General features: G+C 70.6%; 12 protein-coding genes, 2 tRNA genes and 1 other RNA gene. 3 read left to right on the top strand and 12 right to left on the bottom strand.

What is annotated here, in order from left to right; translation table 11 throughout:
* Positions 1 to 159 precede the first annotated feature (159 nt).
* From AC07FN_RS44435 to AC07FN_RS44410, 6 genes are all read right to left on the bottom strand, one after another.
* Entirely contained in the window at positions 160 to 1,158 is a 999-nt protein-coding gene (locus AC07FN_RS44435; protein ID WP_452613599.1) for an ABC transporter ATP-binding protein, read from the bottom strand.
* Between the two features lie 242 nt (positions 1,159 to 1,400).
* Complete coding sequence (locus AC07FN_RS44430) at positions 1,401 to 2,333, bottom strand: ABC transporter permease (protein ID WP_132479082.1); 933 nt, start codon at positions 2,331 to 2,333, stop codon at positions 1,401 to 1,403.
* A 4-nt stretch (positions 2,334 to 2,337) separates the two neighbouring features.
* A complete protein-coding gene (locus AC07FN_RS44425; RefSeq protein WP_452613598.1) occupies positions 2,338 to 3,348 on the bottom strand; it encodes an ABC transporter permease in 1,011 nt (336 codons plus the stop codon).
* Positions 3,349 to 3,448: 100 nt separating this feature from the next.
* Complete coding sequence (locus tag AC07FN_RS44420) at positions 3,449 to 5,143, bottom strand: ABC transporter substrate-binding protein (protein ID WP_478401124.1); 1,695 nt, start codon at positions 5,141 to 5,143, stop codon at positions 3,449 to 3,451.
* A 385-nt stretch (positions 5,144 to 5,528) separates the two neighbouring features.
* Positions 5,529 to 6,125 carry a recombination mediator RecR gene (recR, locus tag AC07FN_RS44415; protein ID WP_132479088.1) on the bottom strand — a complete coding sequence of 199 codons (597 nt, stop codon included), beginning with the start codon at positions 6,123 to 6,125 and terminating at the stop codon, positions 5,529 to 5,531.
* 322 nt (positions 6,126 to 6,447) lie between these two features.
* Positions 6,448 to 6,771: a YbaB/EbfC family nucleoid-associated protein gene (locus AC07FN_RS44410; RefSeq protein WP_478401125.1), complete on the bottom strand. Its 324-nt coding sequence runs from the start codon at positions 6,769 to 6,771 to the stop codon at positions 6,448 to 6,450.
* A 158-nt stretch (positions 6,772 to 6,929) separates the two neighbouring features.
* On the opposite strand from AC07FN_RS44410, the gene AC07FN_RS44405 reads away from it, so the two are divergent.
* The gene (locus tag AC07FN_RS44405; protein WP_478401123.1) at positions 6,930 to 8,735 is read left to right on the top strand and encodes a S9 family peptidase; all 1,806 of its coding nucleotides are present in this window, start codon (positions 6,930 to 6,932) and stop codon (positions 8,733 to 8,735) included.
* Between the two features lie 214 nt (positions 8,736 to 8,949).
* On the opposite strand, the gene AC07FN_RS44400 is transcribed toward AC07FN_RS44405, so the two are convergent.
* Positions 8,950 to 11,235, bottom strand: coding sequence for a DNA polymerase III subunit gamma and tau (locus tag AC07FN_RS44400; RefSeq protein WP_478401122.1), 2,286 nt, complete (start codon positions 11,233 to 11,235; stop codon positions 8,950 to 8,952).
* Positions 11,236 to 11,302: 67 nt separating this feature from the next.
* Positions 11,303 to 11,397: signal recognition particle sRNA small type (gene ffs / locus AC07FN_RS44395), an RNA gene on the bottom strand.
* 303 nt (positions 11,398 to 11,700) lie between these two features.
* Here ffs and AC07FN_RS44390 point away from each other — a divergent pair.
* Positions 11,701 to 11,786 (top strand) — tRNA-Ser (locus AC07FN_RS44390).
* Positions 11,787 to 11,895: 109 nt separating this feature from the next.
* Positions 11,896 to 13,257 (top strand): FAD-binding oxidoreductase, encoded by a 1,362-nt coding sequence (locus AC07FN_RS44385; RefSeq protein ID WP_478401121.1) that lies wholly within the window; start codon positions 11,896 to 11,898, stop codon positions 13,255 to 13,257.
* A 271-nt stretch (positions 13,258 to 13,528) separates the two neighbouring features.
* Here the strand turns inward: AC07FN_RS44385 and AC07FN_RS44380 are convergent, their stop codons facing one another.
* From AC07FN_RS44380 to AC07FN_RS44365, 4 genes are all read right to left on the bottom strand, one after another.
* Positions 13,529 to 15,316 carry an endonuclease/exonuclease/phosphatase family protein gene (locus tag AC07FN_RS44380; protein WP_478401120.1) on the bottom strand — a complete coding sequence of 596 codons (1,788 nt, stop codon included), beginning with the start codon at positions 15,314 to 15,316 and terminating at the stop codon, positions 13,529 to 13,531.
* A gap of 573 nt (positions 15,317 to 15,889) precedes the next feature.
* Positions 15,890 to 15,975, bottom strand: a tRNA-Ser gene (locus tag AC07FN_RS44375).
* Positions 15,976 to 16,018: 43 nt separating this feature from the next.
* Complete coding sequence (locus AC07FN_RS44370) at positions 16,019 to 16,579, bottom strand: RNA polymerase sigma factor (RefSeq protein WP_478401119.1); 561 nt, start codon at positions 16,577 to 16,579, stop codon at positions 16,019 to 16,021.
* A gap of 137 nt (positions 16,580 to 16,716) precedes the next feature.
* Complete coding sequence (locus AC07FN_RS44365; protein WP_452613591.1) at positions 16,717 to 17,193, bottom strand: nucleoside deaminase; 477 nt, start codon at positions 17,191 to 17,193, stop codon at positions 16,717 to 16,719.
* Positions 17,194 to 17,281: the final 88 nt, after the last annotated feature.

The raw sequence follows: 17,281 nt of genomic DNA, 5'->3' as shown, positions 1-17,281 counted from the left end.
GAGGACGGCCCTGACGCCGTGTATTGGACATACATAAGTCAGGGCACCCACAGACCAGGGAGCCTCTGAGGTTCCGCCACCCGCACCGCCACGCAGAACGAGGCTGGAAAAACCTCATTGAAATTGCGGCAGAACCAGCGGGGTGCGGGAGCGGGGCGCTCATGACGCCTCCACCGGGCTCGACGTCGTCTCGCGGACCGGGTTGTGGCAGCGCAGCAGCCGCGCCCCCACGTCGATGCTCACGTCCGGCGTCTGCTGCTCGCACACGTCCTGCGCGTTCGGGCAGCGCGGGCAGAACGCGCACCCCGCGTCCCACGGGATGTTGTCGCTGATCGAGCCCTTGATCGGCGACAACCGCTGGCCGCGCGGCGAATCCAGCCGCGGGATCGAGGCCAGCAGGCCCGCCGTGTACGGGTGCCGCGGCCGGGCGAACAGCTCGTGCCGCGCGGCCCGCTCCACCACCCGGCCCGCGTAGAGCACGTTCACCTCGTCGCAGAGCCCCGCCACCACGCCCAGGTCGTGCGTGATCATGATCAGCGCGGTGTCGGTCTCGGCGACCAGTTCCGCCAGCAAGCTCAGGATCTGCGCCTGGATCGTCACGTCCAGCGCGGTGGTCGGCTCGTCGGCGATGAGCAGCCGCGGCTTGCAGGCCAGCGCCATCGCGATCAGCGCGCGCTGCCGCATGCCGCCGGAAAGCTGGTGCGGGTACTCCTTGAGCCGCCGCCGCGGGTCCGGGATGCCCACCCGCCGCAGCAGGTCCTCGGCCTCCGGCATCGCCTCCTTGCGAGGCAGCCCGCGGTGCTGCTCGATGACCTCGGACACCTGCAGGCCGATCGGCACCACCGGGTTCAGCGAGGTCAGCGGGTCCTGGAACACCATGCTCAGGTCGCTGCCGCGGCGCTGGTCCAGCTCGCGCCGGGACAGCTGCAGCAGGTCGGTGCCGTCGAATTCGATCGACCCGGACACCTCGGCGCCGGTGCTCGGCAGCAGGCCCATGATCGCCAGCGAGGTGACCGACTTGCCGCAACCGGACTCGCCGACCAGGCCGACGGTGCGGCCCGGTTCGACGTCGAAGGAGATGCCGTCCACGGCGGTCATCGGCGGCTCGCCCTTGCGGGCGAACACCACCGAGAGGTCGCGGACTTCCAGCAGTGCCATTCGTTCCCCCACCTCCTCTAGGTCTGTTTCATAAGCGGCGGTAGCCGCTTGCGGTGCGGGACTCACCTTGCACCGCCGCGGGTTCTCAGACTGTGCCCGCCCGAAGGGCTCCCGGCGAGGCCAGCCCCAGCGTGGTGTATTGGACATACATGAGTCGGGGATCCCACAGCGAGGCGGCGTCGGTAACTCCCGCAGGGGGGCCGCCACCCGCACCGCTACGCAAACCACTTTCGAAACACTCCTTAGCGCCGGCGCTTCGGGTCGAGCGCGTCCCGCAGGGACTCACCGACCAGCGTGAACCCGAGCGCGACCAGGATGATGCAGCCCGCCGGCCAGAACGCCAGCTGCGGATGCGAATCGATGATGTTCTGCGCGCCGCCGAGCATCTGGCCCCACTCCGGCACCGAGTCGTCGGCCGCGCCCAGGCCCAGGAAGGACAGCGCCGCCGCGTCGATGATCGCCACCGCGAGCACCAGGGTGGCCTGCACGATGACCGGGCCGAGCGCGTTCGGCAGCATGTGCCGGAACACGATCGCGCTCTCCTTCACCCCGAGCGCCCGCGCCGCGAGCACGTGATCGCTGGCTCGTTGCGCCAGCATCGTGCCTCTCAGCAGCCGGCCGAAGATCGGCACCTGCACGATCGCGACCGCCAGGATCACGGTGAACTGCGTCTGCTGCGCGAACAACGCGCCGATCGACACCGCCAGCAGCAGCGACGGCACCGACAGCATCACGTCCGCGACGCGCATGACCACCGAGTCGACCCAGCCGCCGAACGCGCCGGCCAGCAGGCCGAGCACCAGGCCGCCGCCTAGTCCGATCACGGTGGCCAGCACCGCGACCAGCAGCGTCTGCTGGGAACCGAGCAGCAGCCGGGAGAACAGGTCGCGGCCGTACTGGTCGCCGCCCAGCGGGAAACCCGCCTGCGGCGGCGGAATCGTGTTCTCCGCGCGGGAAACCTGCTGTTCCAGCAGGCGTTGCGCCGGATCGTGCGGGGCCAGCAGCGGCGCGAGCAGCGCCAGCAGCACGAACGCGGCGATGATCACCGCGCCGACCACGAACACCGGGTTGCGCCTCAGCCGCCGCCACGCCGACGCGGCCAGGCTCACCCCGGCGTCCGACGCCGTCTCCGCCAGCGCGTCGATCCGTTCCTTGCGCTGCGTTTTCAGCACCATGACCTCACCGTGTCCGCAGTCGTGGGTCGATCAACGCATATGAGAGGTCGACTATCAGGTTCACCAGCACGTACACCATCGCGGACGCCAGGATCACCACTTGCAGCACCGGGAAGTCCTTGCGCTGGAAGCCGATCGCCACCGCCTGGCCGACCCCGGCGATGTTGAACACCCGCTCGGTCAGCACCGCACCGGCCAGCAGCGCGCCGGTCTGCAGGCCGATCGTGGTCACCACCGGCAGCATCGCGTTGTGCAGGATGTGGCGGCGCCGGATCACCATGCCCGCCAAGCCCTTCGCCCGCGCGGTGCGCACGTAGTCCTCGTCCATCACGTCCAGCACGGCGGCCCGGGTTATCCGGAAGATCACCGCGAACGGGATCGTGGACAGCGCGATGGCCGGCAGGATCAGGTGCACGAACGAGTTCCACGCGGCGTCGAACTCGCGGGTCAGCAACCCGTCGAGGATGTAGAAGCCGGTCACCCGCGTCCCGTTCAGCCCGACGTCCTGGCGGCCGGAGGCGGGCAGCGCGCCGAGCTGGATGGCGAACACGAACTTCAGCAGGAACGCCAGGAAGAACACCGGCACGGCAACACCGATCAGCGACCAGGTGATGCTCACGTTGTCCAGCCAGCTGCCGCGCTTGCGGGCCGCCAGGTAGCCCAGCGGGATGCCGACCGCGACGGCCAGCAGCAGCGCCAGGATCGACAGCTCCAGCGTGGCCGGGAAGCGGGTCAGGAACACCTCCAGCGCCGGCGAACCGCGCTGCACGCCGGTCGACGTGCCGAAGTCGCCGGTGATGGCGCGGCCCAGGAAGCGCCAGTACTGCACGAAGATGGGCTGGTCCATGCCGAGATCGGCTTCCAGCTTGGCCCGCGCCTCGGGCGTGGCGCGGTCCCCCAGCAACGCCGACACCGGCCCGCCGGGCAGCATCCGCAGCCAGGCGAACAGAAGCATCGACAGCACGACGACGACCAGCGCCAGCTGCGCGAGTCGCCGGATGGTGAAGCGGAGCACGAAACCCCCGTTTGGTCAGTCCGGCAGCGAGCGCGCGATTTCGCGCGAAACCGACGGTCCCCGTGCGGGGGCCGCGCCGGTTCCGCGCGAAATGGTCAACTCACTTCTCCGAGACGCTCACCGACGCGAACTCCTCGGCGGTCAGCGGCGAGGTCTGCAGGCCGTGCACCCGCGGGCTGGTCACGATCGCCGGCGGCGAGTGCGACAGCGGCACGGCGGGCAGGTACTCGGACATCAGCTTCCGGTTGATGTCCTGGTACATCTGGTTGCGCTTGGCCTCGTCCGGCTCGCTGTCGGCGGCCTTCAGCTGCGTCGCCAGCTCCTCGCCCCACGGCGCACCGGCCGTGTAGAAGCGGTTGGTCGGCGTGCCGAAGAAGGTGCCGATGAAGTTGTCCGGCGTGTTGTAGTCGCCGGTCCAGCCGAGCAGGAAGATGTCGGCCTTGGCGTTGTCGACGTCGTCGATGTAGCCGCCGTTCCACGGCTTGCTCACCGGGTTGACGGTGAAGCCCGCCTCGCGCAGGTCCTCGGCGAGGGCGTTGTAGATGCCCTGCGGGTCCGGCATGTAGGGCCGGGTGACCTCGGTGGGCCAGTAGAAGTTGATCGCGAGGTTCGAGGCGCCGGCCTCGGCGAGCAGCTGCTTGGCCCTCGCCGGGTCGTGCGGGTACTGCTGGACGTCGTCGGCGTAGCCGTCCACGGTCTTCGGGTAGAACTGGGTGGCCACCGTGGCGCCTTCCGGCATGTTGGCCTTGACCAGCGTCTCCCGGTCCACCGCGTACGCCAGCGCCTGCCGCACCTTCAGGTTCTGCAGCGCCGGGTTGTTCTTCTGGGTGATGCCCAGGTACATGATGTTGAACGGGTCGCGGACCTGGACGTTGTTGCCGGCGTCGCGCAGGGCCTTGAGGTCGGCGGCGTTGGGGTAGTCGTAGCCGTCGATGGCCCCCGACTCCAGCTCCTGCTTGCGCACCGTCTCGTCCGGGATGATGCGGAAGATCAGCTCGTTGAGCTTGGCCTTCTCGCCCCAGTACTCCTCGTTGCGGACCAGCTTGATGGTGCCGTTGCTCTCGTCGTAGGACGCGAACTTGAACGGCCCGGTGCCGGTCGGGTGCGCCTTGGCGTACTCGGGGTACACGAAGCTGTCGCCCTGCGCCTGCACGTTGTTGGCCTGGTACTGGTCCATCGCGGTCGGCGACTGCATGCTGAACGACGGCAGCCCGAGGATGTCCGGGAACTTCGAGCTGGCGCGGGTCAGGTGGACCACGGCCGTGGTCGCGTCCGGGGCGTCGCACGACTGGTACAGCGACGGGGCCTTGCCGTCGGCGAACCCGCCGAAGTTCTCGATCCAGTAGTAGGACAGCGCGTTGTTCTGACCGGCGCCGGTCTGGTTGAACATGCGCTGGAAGTTCTTGCACACCGCGTCGCCGTTGAAGTCGGTGCCGTCGTGGAACTTCACGCCCTGCCGGAGCTTGAAGGTCCAGGTCTTGCCGTCCGGGGTGTGCTCCCAGCTGTCGGCGAGCTCCGGTTCGACGTCCGACGACCCCGGCTTGAACCCGACGAGGCCCTCGGTGATCTGGCGGGTGACCCGGAAGGTCTCGCCGTCGGAGGCGTAGAAGGGGTCGAACAGGTCGGGTGCGCCTGCCGCGCCGAAGGTGAGCGTGCCGCCTTCACCGCCGCCACCTGCCTCGCGCTGCGATTGCGCGCAGGCCGCCAGCGAGGTCGCCGCGACGATGGCGATGCCGGCGGTGGCGACACGGCGTCCCGTGCCGGATCCGCGGCGCGGCGATGGAGCTCTACTCATGGAAGCACCTCGGTGTGTCTCAGGTCTCAGAGTTCCGTGAGACTAACTCGCATTAGGAGTCCATTGGGGTACCTGAGGTTACGATCCCACTACTTAGGGACGCCTAAGGAAAACCCGATATTTCGGGCATTCACCCAGGTGGGCGAGGGTGCTGGGCCTCTCGGACGCTCCGGAAGAACAGTCGAACAACCCGTGAATACCGGTAAAAACTGCGGAAAATTCTGGCTCTGGCAACAGATTCTGGCGATGCCCTGACACGTCCGGCGGTACCGCTCGCGGCCGGTCTTCACCGCACCGAGTCAGACGCAAAAAGCTCGTGAGTGCTTTGGACCGCTATGGCGGTCCAAAGCACTCACGAGCTCGAAAAAGCGTCGTCCCGTGGCGGCTACATCGCGCGGCGGCCGGAGAGGGCCCGCCCGAGCGTCAGCTCGTCGGCGAACTCCAGGTCACCGCCCATCGGCAGGCCGGACGCCAGCCGCGTGACCGAGAGGCCGGGGAAGTCGCGCAGCATCCGCACCAGGTAGGTCGCGGTCGCCTCGCCCTCGGTGTTCGGGTCCGTCGCGATGATCACCTCGGCGATGTCGTCCTGCCCGATGCGGGCCAGCAGCTCGCGCACCCGCAGCTGGTCCGGTCCCACGCCGGAAAGCGGATCCAGCGCGCCGCCGAGCACGTGGTAGCGCCCCTTGAACTCGCGCGTGCGCTCGATCGCCAACACGTCCTTGGGTTCCTCGACGACGCACACCAACGTCTTGTCCCGCCGGGCATCCCGGCAGATGCGGCAGGTCGTCTCCTCCGAGACGTTGCCGCAAACGTCGCAGAACACCACGCCTTCCTTGACCTTCTGCAGGACCTCCTGCAGCCGGGTCACGTCCGCGGGCTCGGCCGCGAGCAGGTGGAAGGCGATACGCTGCGCGCTCTTCGGACCGATGCCCGGCAGCCTGCCGAGCTCATCGATCAAATCCTGAACGGGACCTTCGTACACTTATCGCTCGTTTCCAGGGGTTCGGCGCAGTTTCAATCGAGGTTTTTCCAGTCTCGTTTTGCGTGGCGGTGCCGGTGGCGGAACCTCAGCGCCCGCCTGGCTGTGGGTGCCCTGACTTATGTATGACCAATACACGGCGTCAGGGCCGTCCTCGCCGAGGGAACCCCGGAGGGGTGGGCACCGTGAACCCGCCGCGGTGCCGGTTGCGAAGGTGGGCTATGCGCCTGCGGCGCATGCGACTGCTTTCGGGGTACGTCCGTTAGCCGTCGCGGCTGCGGTCACCAGCCAAGATGAAAAACGCTCATTGAAACCGCACTCCCGATCACATGTCCGGCAGGCTGAGACCGCCGAGGCCACCGCCGCCCAGCGCACCGGTGAGCGGGCCCATCTTCTCGGCCTGCAGCTCCTGCGCGGCCCGGTTGGCGTCGCGCACCGCCGCGACCACCAGGTCGGCCAGCGTCTCGGTGTCCTCCGGGTCGGCCGCCTTCGGGTCGATCGACAGCCCCTTCAGCTCGCCCGCACCGCTGACGGTCGCCGTGACCAGGCCGCCACCGGCGCTCCCGGTGACCTCCGCGGCGGCGAGCTCCTGCTGCGCAGTCATCAGCTGCTGCTGCATCTTCTGCGCCTGTTCCATGATCTCCTGCATGTTCGGCTGCCCACCTGGCTGCACCGTGATCCTCCTCCGGCTGGCGCGTGCACGTGCCCCGATTCGGGCTACGCCACCAGCCTAGAGAATGCGCGGCCCGCTCTGCCTGGCGGTCCGCGCCCCTGGGCGGCGGGGGCGAAGCGTGACAGGGTGATCGCATGGCGGTGGACATCGTGCGGTTGCTCGAACTGACCAGCTGGCGGGCCTTCGACGTGGCCGACACCGGCCGGGTCCTGGCTGGCTCCGACGAATCCGGATCCACCCAGCTCGTCGAGCTCGCCGACGGCGAGCCCACCCCGCTGACCGCCCTGCCGGGCGCGGTCACCGGCCGCTACCTGCCCGGCGAACGCGCCGTGGTCGTGCAGCACGACACCGACGGCAACGAGCGCGGCCAGCTTTCCCTGCTGCGCCTGGACGAACCGCGCCTCCGCCCGGCGCGGCTGCACGACCTGCAGCCGCTGGTCCGCGACCCGGCGCACGTGCACCGGCTGCTCGACGTCCTGCCCGGCCGGATCGTCTACGCGACCAACCGCCGCAACGGCGTGGACTTCGACGTGGTGATCCGCCACGTCGAGACCGGTGCGGAGGCGATCGCCTACGACCAGGGCGGCATGGTCCTGGAGGCGACGGCCTCCTCGGACGGCCGCCACCTGGCGCTGACCGTGCCCGCCGACCGCGCGATGTCCGACCGGCTGCTCCTGGTCGACACCGCAACCCGCGAAGTGCAGGCGCTGACCGGGCGCGACGAGCCCGCGCGGCACGGCCAGCTCGGCTGGCTGCCCGACGGGCTGGTCGTCACCACCGACGCCGACCGGGACCGCGCCGGGATCGCGCGCATCGACCCGCGCACCGGCGCTCGGCACTGGCTGGTGACCTCCGACGAGCACGACCTCACCGGCTGGCTCTCGCCGGACGGTTCGACGCTGCTGGTGCAGGCGAACGACGACGGCGCCAGCAGGCTGGCGCTGCACGACGCCGCCACCGGCGACCTGCTGCGGACGATCCGATTACCCGCCGACGGCTGGTGTTCGTACCCGCTGCCGGCCCCGACCTGGTCGCCGGACTCGCGGTTCGTCGCGCTGTCGTTCAGCGCCCCTGCGATCCCCGGCGACGCGCTGCTGGTGCACGCCGCGACCGGCGAATGCGAGTCGCTGACCGGTTCCGCGGCGCAGCTCGACGGCCTGGTCGAACCGAGTTCGCACCGGGTGCCGGCCCGCGACGGCGAACAGGTGCCGTGCTTCGTCTTCGCCCCGCACGAGGCCGATCCGCAGCTGGCCGGATCGGCGGTGCTGATCGTCCACGGCGGCCCGGAGAGCCAGGCGGTGCGGGCGTTCAGCCCGATCGCCCAGGCCCTCGTCGCGCAGGGGCACACCGTGCTGGTGCCGAACGTCCGCGGCTCCACCGGCTACGGGAAGCGCTGGTACTCGGCCGACGACGGCCGCAACCGGCTGGAATCCGTGGCCGACCTCGGCGACCTGCACGACTGGCTGCCGTCGATCGGGCTGGACGCCGGGCGCGCGGCGCTGTGGGGCGGCTCGTACGGCGGCTACATGGTGCTCGCCGGGTTGGCGTTCCAGCCGGAGCGATGGGCGGCCGGGGTCGACATCGTCGGTATCTCATCGCTGGTCACGTTCCTGGAGAACACCGCCGCATACCGGCGAGCGCACCGCGAGCGCGAGTACGGCTCGCTCGCGGCGGACGCGGAATTCCTGCACTCGGCGTCGCCGCTGACCAGGGTCGCGTCCATCGCGGCGCCGCTGTTCGTGCTGCACGGCGCGAACGACCCGAGAGTGCCGCTGTCGGAGGCCCAGCAGATCGCGACTGCGGTCCGGGCGAACGGCCTGGAGTGCGAGCTGCGGGTGTACGACGACGAAGGCCACGGCCTGGCCAAGCGCACCAACCGCCTCGACGCCTACCCGAGAGCCCTCGAATTCCTGGCCCGCCACCTGGCGAAACAAGCCTGACCGCCCCCGCGCCGACGGTTGGTGGTGGCGCCCCGCGTTGGTAGTGGGCGTCGGCATTCCCGATTCTGCCCAAGGGGTCGTTCCAGAACGGCGCGCGGGCGCGTCTGGGACATGGCCGTCCGGTGTGCAGGGCACCGTTTTCGCGCGAAAGCGGCACCCCGACTTCAGGCGAAATCGAGGGCTCCGAAAGCCGGGAGCCGCTCGACGGGGTGGTTCAGTCGTCGATCCGGCGGGCGCCGAGTTCCCGTTCGAAGAGCTCGACCGCCGCCGTTTCCGGGTCCCGGCCCACCTGGGCGTTGGCGTCCATCGGGGAGGACTCGGCGAGCATCTTCTCCGGGTCTTCCTCGTCATCGGAGACCGGCTCCGGCGGCCTGGGCGGCTCCGGAGGCGGCGGGACGTCGTCCGGCGGCGGGGGCTCGTCGTCCGGCGGCTCGGGCGGCGGCGGGATGTCGTCCGGTTCCGGCGGGCGCGGCACCGAGCCCTGGCGCGCGGGCGAACTCGCCTGCGGGCGAGCGGGGTTCCGGCCGTTGGCCGCCTGGCCGGCCTGAGGATTCGCCGACTGGCCGTTCGTCGGGGCGGGCTCGCTCTGCTGGGTCGACCGGCGCTGCACCGGTTGCTTGGGCGCGGCGGGGCGAGCCGCAGGCGGCGGCGCGGCACCGGCCTCGACGCACTGGATCTCCCACTCGCCGCCGACGACCTCGCGCAGCGCGTCCCGGACGAAGTCCAGCCGTCGCTGCTGGGCGAGCTGCTTGACCAGCCCGGAGGTCGGCATCGACAGCACCAGCGTGTTGTCGCCGCTGAGGTCCTGAACCGCGGCGTTGAGCAGCAGCGCCTGCGTCGGGCGATTCCGCGTCGCGACCGCCTGCAGCACCTTGGCCCACACCTGCCGCACCTTCGCCGCGTCGAACCCGGCCTGTGCCGGCGCGGCAGCCTCCGCCGCTGGCGCAGCAGCCGGACGCGGCTCCGCCGCTGGTGGCGGGGCGACCGGACGCGGCTCCGCCGCTGACGCGGCCGCCGGACGCGGCTCCGCCGCTGACGCGGCCGCCGGACGCGGCTCCGCCGCTGGTGGCGGGGCCTGCTCGGCCGCTGGAGGCGGCGTCGCAGGCGCGGGGGCAGCCGCCTTCGGCGGTGTCACCGGCCGCTCCGCCGACACGGGCTGCTCCGCCGCTGCGGGCGCCGGACGCGCTGGCGCCTCCGGCTGCTGCGCTACGGCTGCCTCCTGCGCTGCGCGCTCGTGCGGCCGCTGGAAGACGCGCTTCGGCCGCGCGTCGCCGTCCGCCACCGGCGCGGTGGCGGCAGGAGCAGCAGCCTGGGCGGCAGGGGCTCCCTCGCCCGGCGCGATGGTCATGCGGCTCTCGACGCGCTCAAGCCGTTGCAGCAGCGCGACTTCCGAGTCCGATGCGGTCGGCAGAAGCATCCGCGCGCAGAGCAGTTCCAGCAGCAGCCGGGGCGCGGTGGCTCCGCGCATCTCGGAAAGTCCAGTGTGGACGATCTCGGCGAACCGGGAGAGCGTTGCCGCGCCGAGCTGTTCGGCCTGGGTCTGCATCCGGGCGAGCTCGTCGCCCGCGGCGTCCACGAGTCCGCGCTGGGCAGCGTCCGGCACCGAGTTGAGCAGCACCAGGTCGCGCAGCCGGTCGAGCAGGTCAGAGCCGAACCGGCGCGGGTCGTGCCCGGCCTCGACCAGCCGGTCGACCGTGCCGTACACGGCGGCGCCGTCGCCCGCCGCGAGCGCGTCGACCATGTCGTCGATCAGCGCGACGTCGGTGACCCCGAGCAGCGCCACCGCGCGCTCGTAGGTGACGCCTTCGGGCCCCGCCCCGGCGAGCAGCTGGTCGAGCACGCTGAGCGTGTCGCGGGCGGACCCGCCACCGGCCCGGATCACCAGCGGGAAGACCGCGGGCTCGACCTGCACGCCCTCGTCGCGGCAGATCCGCTCGACCAGGTCGCGCATCACGCCCGGCGGCATCAGCCGGAACGGGTAGTGGTGGGTCCGGGACCGGATGGTGGTGAGCACCTTGTCCGGCTCGGTGGTGGCGAAGACGAAGATCAGGTGTTCCGGCGGTTCCTCGACGATCTTCAGCAGGGCGTTGAAGCCCTGCGTGGTGACCATGTGGGCCTCGTCGATGATGAAGATCCGGTACCGCGACTGGGCGGGCGCGAAGAAGGCGCGGTCGCGCAGTTCGCGGGTGTCGTCGACGCCACCGTGGCTGGCCGCGTCGAGCTCGACGACGTCGACGCTGCCGCCGCCTTCGGGCGCGAGCGAGACGCACGAGTCGCATTCCCCGCACGGGTCGGGGGTCGGGCCCTGCGCGCAGTTCAGCGAGCGGGCGAGGATGCGAGCGCTGGAGGTCTTGCCGCAACCGCGCGGCCCGGAGAACAGGTAGGCGTGGTTGACACGACCGGCGGCCAGCGCGGTCCGCAGCGGGTCGGTGACGTGGTCCTGCCCGACGACCTCAGCGAAGGTCGCCGGCCTGTACTTGCGGTAAAGGGCGAGCGCCACGGACAAAACCCTACGCGGTGAGCCCGACAACCCGAACGCGGCCTGATCCGGAGGCCGACCGGGAAAAATAAGGGGACCCCGTGCACCCGCCAGAGCCCGCTTACCCTTGCTGCCTTCCGGCCCTGGGGGAGTTCACAGGATGGACGCCGCACGAGGTCCACGGACAGTGTACCCCGACGGTTCGGGCGAGGCGCAAAGCGCCCCCAACCCGGCCCTTACCAGGGCGATCGCCCCCGACCGGCCGATGACGAAGAAACGCGGAAGGTCTCTGGCCAACGTGGGCGAGCCCGTCGAACCGACCGCCGAAGCCACCGGCTACCGGCTGGAGATCTGGGCGAGCACCGGCGACGGTTCCACGCCTGTCCGCATCGACCCGGCACTGCATCCTGGACCGGTCCGCGAGCCCGCAACGCCTGCCCAAACCCGGCACCAGGTGATCGTCAGCGCCCTGCTAGGCTTCCGCACGGAGGATTGGCCGAGCGGCCTAAGGCGCACGATTGGAAATCGTGTTGGGTTAATAGCCCTCACGGGTTCGAATCCCGTATCCTCCGCTGGTCAGAGCCCTGGCCGCGGATTTCGCGGCCGGGGCTCTTTCGCGTTCCGCAGGTCGTACGTCCCTTTCCCTTCTCATGGGTTCGCCGCACCGTTGCGGTTGTGGGTATGACCGTCACGCAGTTGCAGGAGCTGGTTCGCGGGGCCGTGATCGACCGGGACGATCCCGGGTTCGACGAGGCCCGCCGCGTGCACAACGCCATGATCGACCGCCACCCGCAGGTCGTTGTGCGGTGCCGCAACGCCGGGGACGTCGCCGCCGCCGTCGACTACGCGCGGGAGAACGGGCTCGACCTCGCCGTGCGCGGTGGCGGGCACAGCGTGCCCGGGTTCGGGACCTGCGACGACGGGGTCGTGATCGACCTGGCGCCGATGCGGGGTGTGCGCGTCGTTCCGGGTGCGCGGACCGTGCGGGCCGAAGGCGGCGCGACCTGGGGCGACGTCGATGCCGCGACTCATGCATTCGGGCTCGCCACCACCGGCGGCATCATCTCCAGCACCGGCATCGGTGGGCTCACGCTGGGCGGCGGCATCGGGCACCTCGCCCGGGGGCAGGGTTTGACCTGCGACAACCTGATCTCAGCCGACGTCGTCACCGCCGGCGGCGAGCTGATCGTGGCCGACGAGCGGCAGCACGCCGACCTGTTCTGGGCGCTGCGCGGTGGAGGCGGCAACTTCGGCGTCGTGACGTCGTTCGAGTACCGGCTCGCCCCGGTGCGCGATATATACGGCGGACTGATCTTCTTCGAGCTGGACCAGAGCCCGAACGTGTTGCGGGCCTACCGCGAGATCATCGCCGACGCCCCGGAGCAGCTCGGCGCGTTCCCCGCCTTCCAGATCGCCCCGCCGCTGCCCTTCATCCCGGAAGACCGGCACGGCGACGCGCTGATCGCGATCGTCGCGTGCTGGGCCGGGCACGTCGATGCCGGGCCGGCCGTCGTCCAGCCGCTGCGCGACATCGCCCCGATCGTCGCCGAGCACCTCGGGCCGATGCCCTATCCCCTGCTCAACGGGGCTTTCGACGTGCTCGTCCCGCCCGGGCTGCAGCACTACTGGAAGGCCAACTTCGTCGTAGAGCTGACCGACGAGATGATCGCCGCGCACGTCGAGCACGGCCCACGAGTGCCGGTGGTGAACTCGACCGTGCACATCTACCCGATCAACGGCGCCTGCCACCGGGTCGCGCCGGATGCCACCGCATTCGCCTACCGGGATGCGAACTTCGCGACGGTGATCGCCGGGATGTGGCCCGATCCGGCCGACAACCCGGCCAACATCGCCTGGGTGCGCGACTACTACGCCGCGACTTCACCGCACTCCGAGGCGGGCGGGTACGTCAACTTCATGGCCGGCGACGACCAGGGCCGGATCAGGGCGAACTACCGGGGGAACTACGACCGGCTGGTCCAGGTGAAGAAGGCCTACGACCCGGACAACCTCTTCCACCTGAACCAGAACATCCGGCCTTGAAAAGCGTATTTCCAAGGCTCGTTCTGCGTGGCGGTGCGGGTGGCGGCCCCCCTGCGGGAATTGCGGTCGTCTTCTCGTTGTGGGATCCCCGACTCATGAATGACCAATTCACCACGTCGGGGCTGTCCTCGCGAGAAAACCCCCTGAGAACCCGCGGCGGTGCAAGCGGCGAGGGTGGGCCAAGAGGCTTCGCCGCTTCAAAGAAACAAGAACGGATCGTGAGCGTTTTGTGTCGCTATGGCAGCACAAAACGCTCACGAGCACCGGAAGCTCAGAACCGCAGGCGGGCCACCTGGGGGTCGTGGTCGCTGGCCTGGTCGGCGAATTCCGCGTTGATGTGGACCACGTCGTACTCCGCCGTGATCGCCGGGCTCACCAGGATGTGGTCCAGCTGCTGGGAGTTGCCCTCGTAGACGTAGCTGTAGCGCTCGGCCGGCGGCAGCGAGTCGGCCAGCGGTACCAGCGCCCCGGTCAGCGGCGCCAGGGCCGGGGAGAAGCCGTAGTCGTTGAGGTCGCCGAGCACCACGATCCCGGCCTCGTCGTCGATGGCCCGCACCTCGTCGACGAAGCCGCGCACCGCCTGCGCCTGCTTCACCCGCTGCTCCTCCGAGACCCGCGCCGGCGGCTGGAACCGGCCGTGCAGCGGCTGGTCGCCGCCCTTGGAGGCGAAGTGGTTGGCCACCACGAACACCTGCTCACCGCGGAACAGGAACTCGCCCACCAGCGGCTTCCGGCTGTCCCGCCACGCCTCGTCGGCCGGGGCGATGCGCCCCGGCGAGGCGCTCAGCGCGAGCCGCGAGCCGTTCTCCACGGGGTGCACCGGCGTCGTCGCATCGCCGCCCGGCCGATCCACAAAGGACACCCGAGCCGGGTTGTACAGGAAGGCGACCCGGATGTTGCCGCCGGGCTGGCCGCCGTCGGCGTTGTTCTGCGGGTCGATCTGCCGCCACAGGTAGCGCGGTCCGCCCGCCGCCTCGATGGCGTCGGTGAACTCCCGCAGCGTCTCCTCCGCGGCCACCACGCCGTCGTCGGTCGGCCCGGAGTTGTCCTGGACTTCTTCCAGCGCAACGATGTCCGGCGCCGCGAGCCGGTCGACGACGCCTTCGGCGAGCCGGGCGAACTTGGCCGGATCGCCGCCCGCGGCGAGGTTCTCGACGTTGTACGTGGCGACCGCGAGCTCGCCGCGGCCCTGCGGCCGCGTCGTCTCCGGCTGCAGGCCGCCCGGCACGTGCTCGCCGAGGCGCGCGGCCTCCAGCACGTATCCGCCGAACCGGCTGTAGTCCAGCGGTCCTTCGGTGCCGCCGCGCAGCCGGTCGCCGACGTTCGCGGTGGGGAACGGCGCGTCCGCCAGGGACTCGACCTTGAGCCGGCCCGCGTTCGCATCGTCGTAGCCGGTGTAGGTGGTGCCGCCACGGCCGTTCGCGTTCTGCTCTGGCTTGCTGGTGATCCACAGCGCGCGGTACGCGTCGGTCGGGCCGACCACGCGCGCGTCGTCCACGCGCAGCACCATGCCCTCGCGCGACTCGTAGTAGTCCAGCGCGAAGCGCTGCGGCTCCAGGTCCAGCTTGTCGATGTTGGCGTCCTGCGGCGCGAACTCCGCCGGGACCGTCTCCGGCCCGACCGCCTCGGCCGGGACAGCCCCCTTGCCAGTGACCTGCCAGGTCGCTCCGGTGAGCTCGGTGACCGACTGGTTCGGCGTGGTCTCCGGCGTCTCGCCCGAGGCCACCGGGTAGTACTCCACGACCCGCCCGTCGACCGCGACCGCGTCGCCGACCGCCACCTGCGGCGTCTGGTCGCCAGTGAACACGAACAGCCCCTCGCTGGTGCGCGGGTCCGCGTCGGGCGCGTTGTCCTGGAACCAGAAACCGCGGGCCTGGCCGAAGCCGCGCACCCCGGTGACCACGCCCGGCACCCCGGTCACCTGCCGGCCGGCCAGCGGCGAAACCCGCGTGGTGCCTTGGATGTCGTGGATCCGGACCTGCTGCTGCGCTACCGCAGTCGCCGCGGGCGCGATGGACAGCAGCACCCCGGTGGCGGCAAGCAGTGACGTGACGCGCACTTCGGCTTCCCCTCGCCAAGCGACATGATCGACGAGAAGTTACCCGCCCGAAGCGACGCGCGACACACGATCACGTGAACAAAGCCGAGCGGAACCCGCGCGACCGGGCGGACGCCGCAGCGCGGGAAGGGGCGACCACGAGCTCCTCTCCGACTGACCAGCGGCGTGCAGGTGCTGCCGGAGCGGGTCGAGCTGACGGTGAACCCGGGGCACGACGATCGGCACGCGCCGGGCCTCTCCGAACGCGACCTCGGCCCGCGTCGACCGGCCCCCGCAGGTCTGCGGTGATCAGTAGACAGGCAAGTCGACGCTGGTGCCGAGGCTGCTGACGCGACGGCCGGGCGGTGCGTCCCGCTTCCTGTTCGAGCCGTTGCCCCGGGTCCTGGGCAGCCAGGCGTGCTGTTCTCCGGCGACCGGATGGAGTGCCGCCTGGTGAACGCGACGGCGTCCCGGAATTCCTCGCCCGCCGTGGCGTGCCACCCGTGCAGGTCCAGACGTCGATGCCGCAGGTGGCCGCCCCTGGACGAAGCGAAGGGCCGGTCCCGCAGATCGCAGGACCGGCCCTTCGTCGAGCGGTAGCGGTGGGATTCGAACCCACGGAGGCTGTTAACCTCACACGCTTTCGAGGCGTGCTCCTTCGGCCGCTCGGACACGCTACCGCCGACTAGGCTACCGGTCCCCGATCCGACCCGGCACAGGGGGTCACCGCCAGGCACGCATCCTGTCGGCGAGGCTGGCCCGGGCCCGCGACAGCCGGCCGCGAACGGCCTGCTCACCAGCGCCGACGCGCTGGCCGATCTCGCAGTAGGACAGGCCGTCGACCTCCGCGAGGACCCAGACATCGCGCTGCTTGGTCGGCAGGCCCGCGAGCGCGTGCCGCAGCGCCAGCACGCCCGCTCCCGCTTCCGCGGCTCGCTGCGGGTCGGCGATCACCGTGGCGGCTCCCACGGCGGCTCGGTGTTCTGGCAACGCATCGACCGGCTCGGTGCGGCGTATCCGCCGGCGGCGCAGCACGATCAAGCAATGTCGGCGCGCGATCTGGAACAGCCAGGTCCGCAGCGCGGCGGGCTCCAGGAGCTCACCGGCCCGTCGCCACGCCGTCATGAACACGTCTTGCACCACGTCCTCGGCCTCGGCCCGGTCTGCGAGCATCCGCAGCGACATCCCGAATATCCCGTCGGAGTACCGGCGCACGACCAGCTCGAAGGCACCGGTGTCCCCATTCGCGATGCGCGTGGCCAGAACTGCATCATTCGGCTCCACGTCACCCCTCTGCAACGCGATCAGTCCGCCCTAGTTGAAGGCGGACCGACCAATCGTCACAGGCCGCGATGACGATCACGGCGAAGACGGGGTCACCCGAACCGGTGGAATATGCCGAAAGCTGTAACGCTTGGCTGCTAATCGCGATGCGAGGCGAAGAACTCCTCGAGCACCGCGGCGCACTCGTCCGCCAGCACCCCGCCGACGACCTCCGGCCGGTGGTTGAGCCGGCGATCACGCACCACGTCCCACAGCGAGCCCACCGCGCCGGTCCGCGGCTCCCACACGCCGAACACCACTCTGGCCACCCTGGCCAGCACCAATGCGCCCGCGCACATCGTGCAGGGCTCGACGGTGACCGCCAGCGTGCAGCCCTCCAGCCGCCAGCCATCGCCGTGCACGGCGGCAGCGGCGCGCAACGCGAGGATCTCCGCGTGCGCCGTGGGGTCCTGCAGCGCCTCGCGCTGGTTGTGCGCCCGCGCGAGGACCCGACCGGCCTGGTCGACCACGACCGCGCCGATCGGAACGTCCCCTGTGGATGGTGCTTCGGCGGCGACCCGCAGCGCGTCGCGCACCAGCTCGGCGTCGCCGGCGCGGACACCGGATGTGCTCATTAGGGCACCATCCCTTCCGCAGCCCTAATGCGTAGGGTTGTTACCTCTCGGTCCCGGTGGGCGCATGGCCTGGTTTGCGAGCCGTTCG

The sequence above is a fragment of the Saccharopolyspora sp. NPDC045941 genome (assembly GCF_056431445.1).
This window is presented reverse-complemented; position numbering and strand designations above follow the sequence as displayed.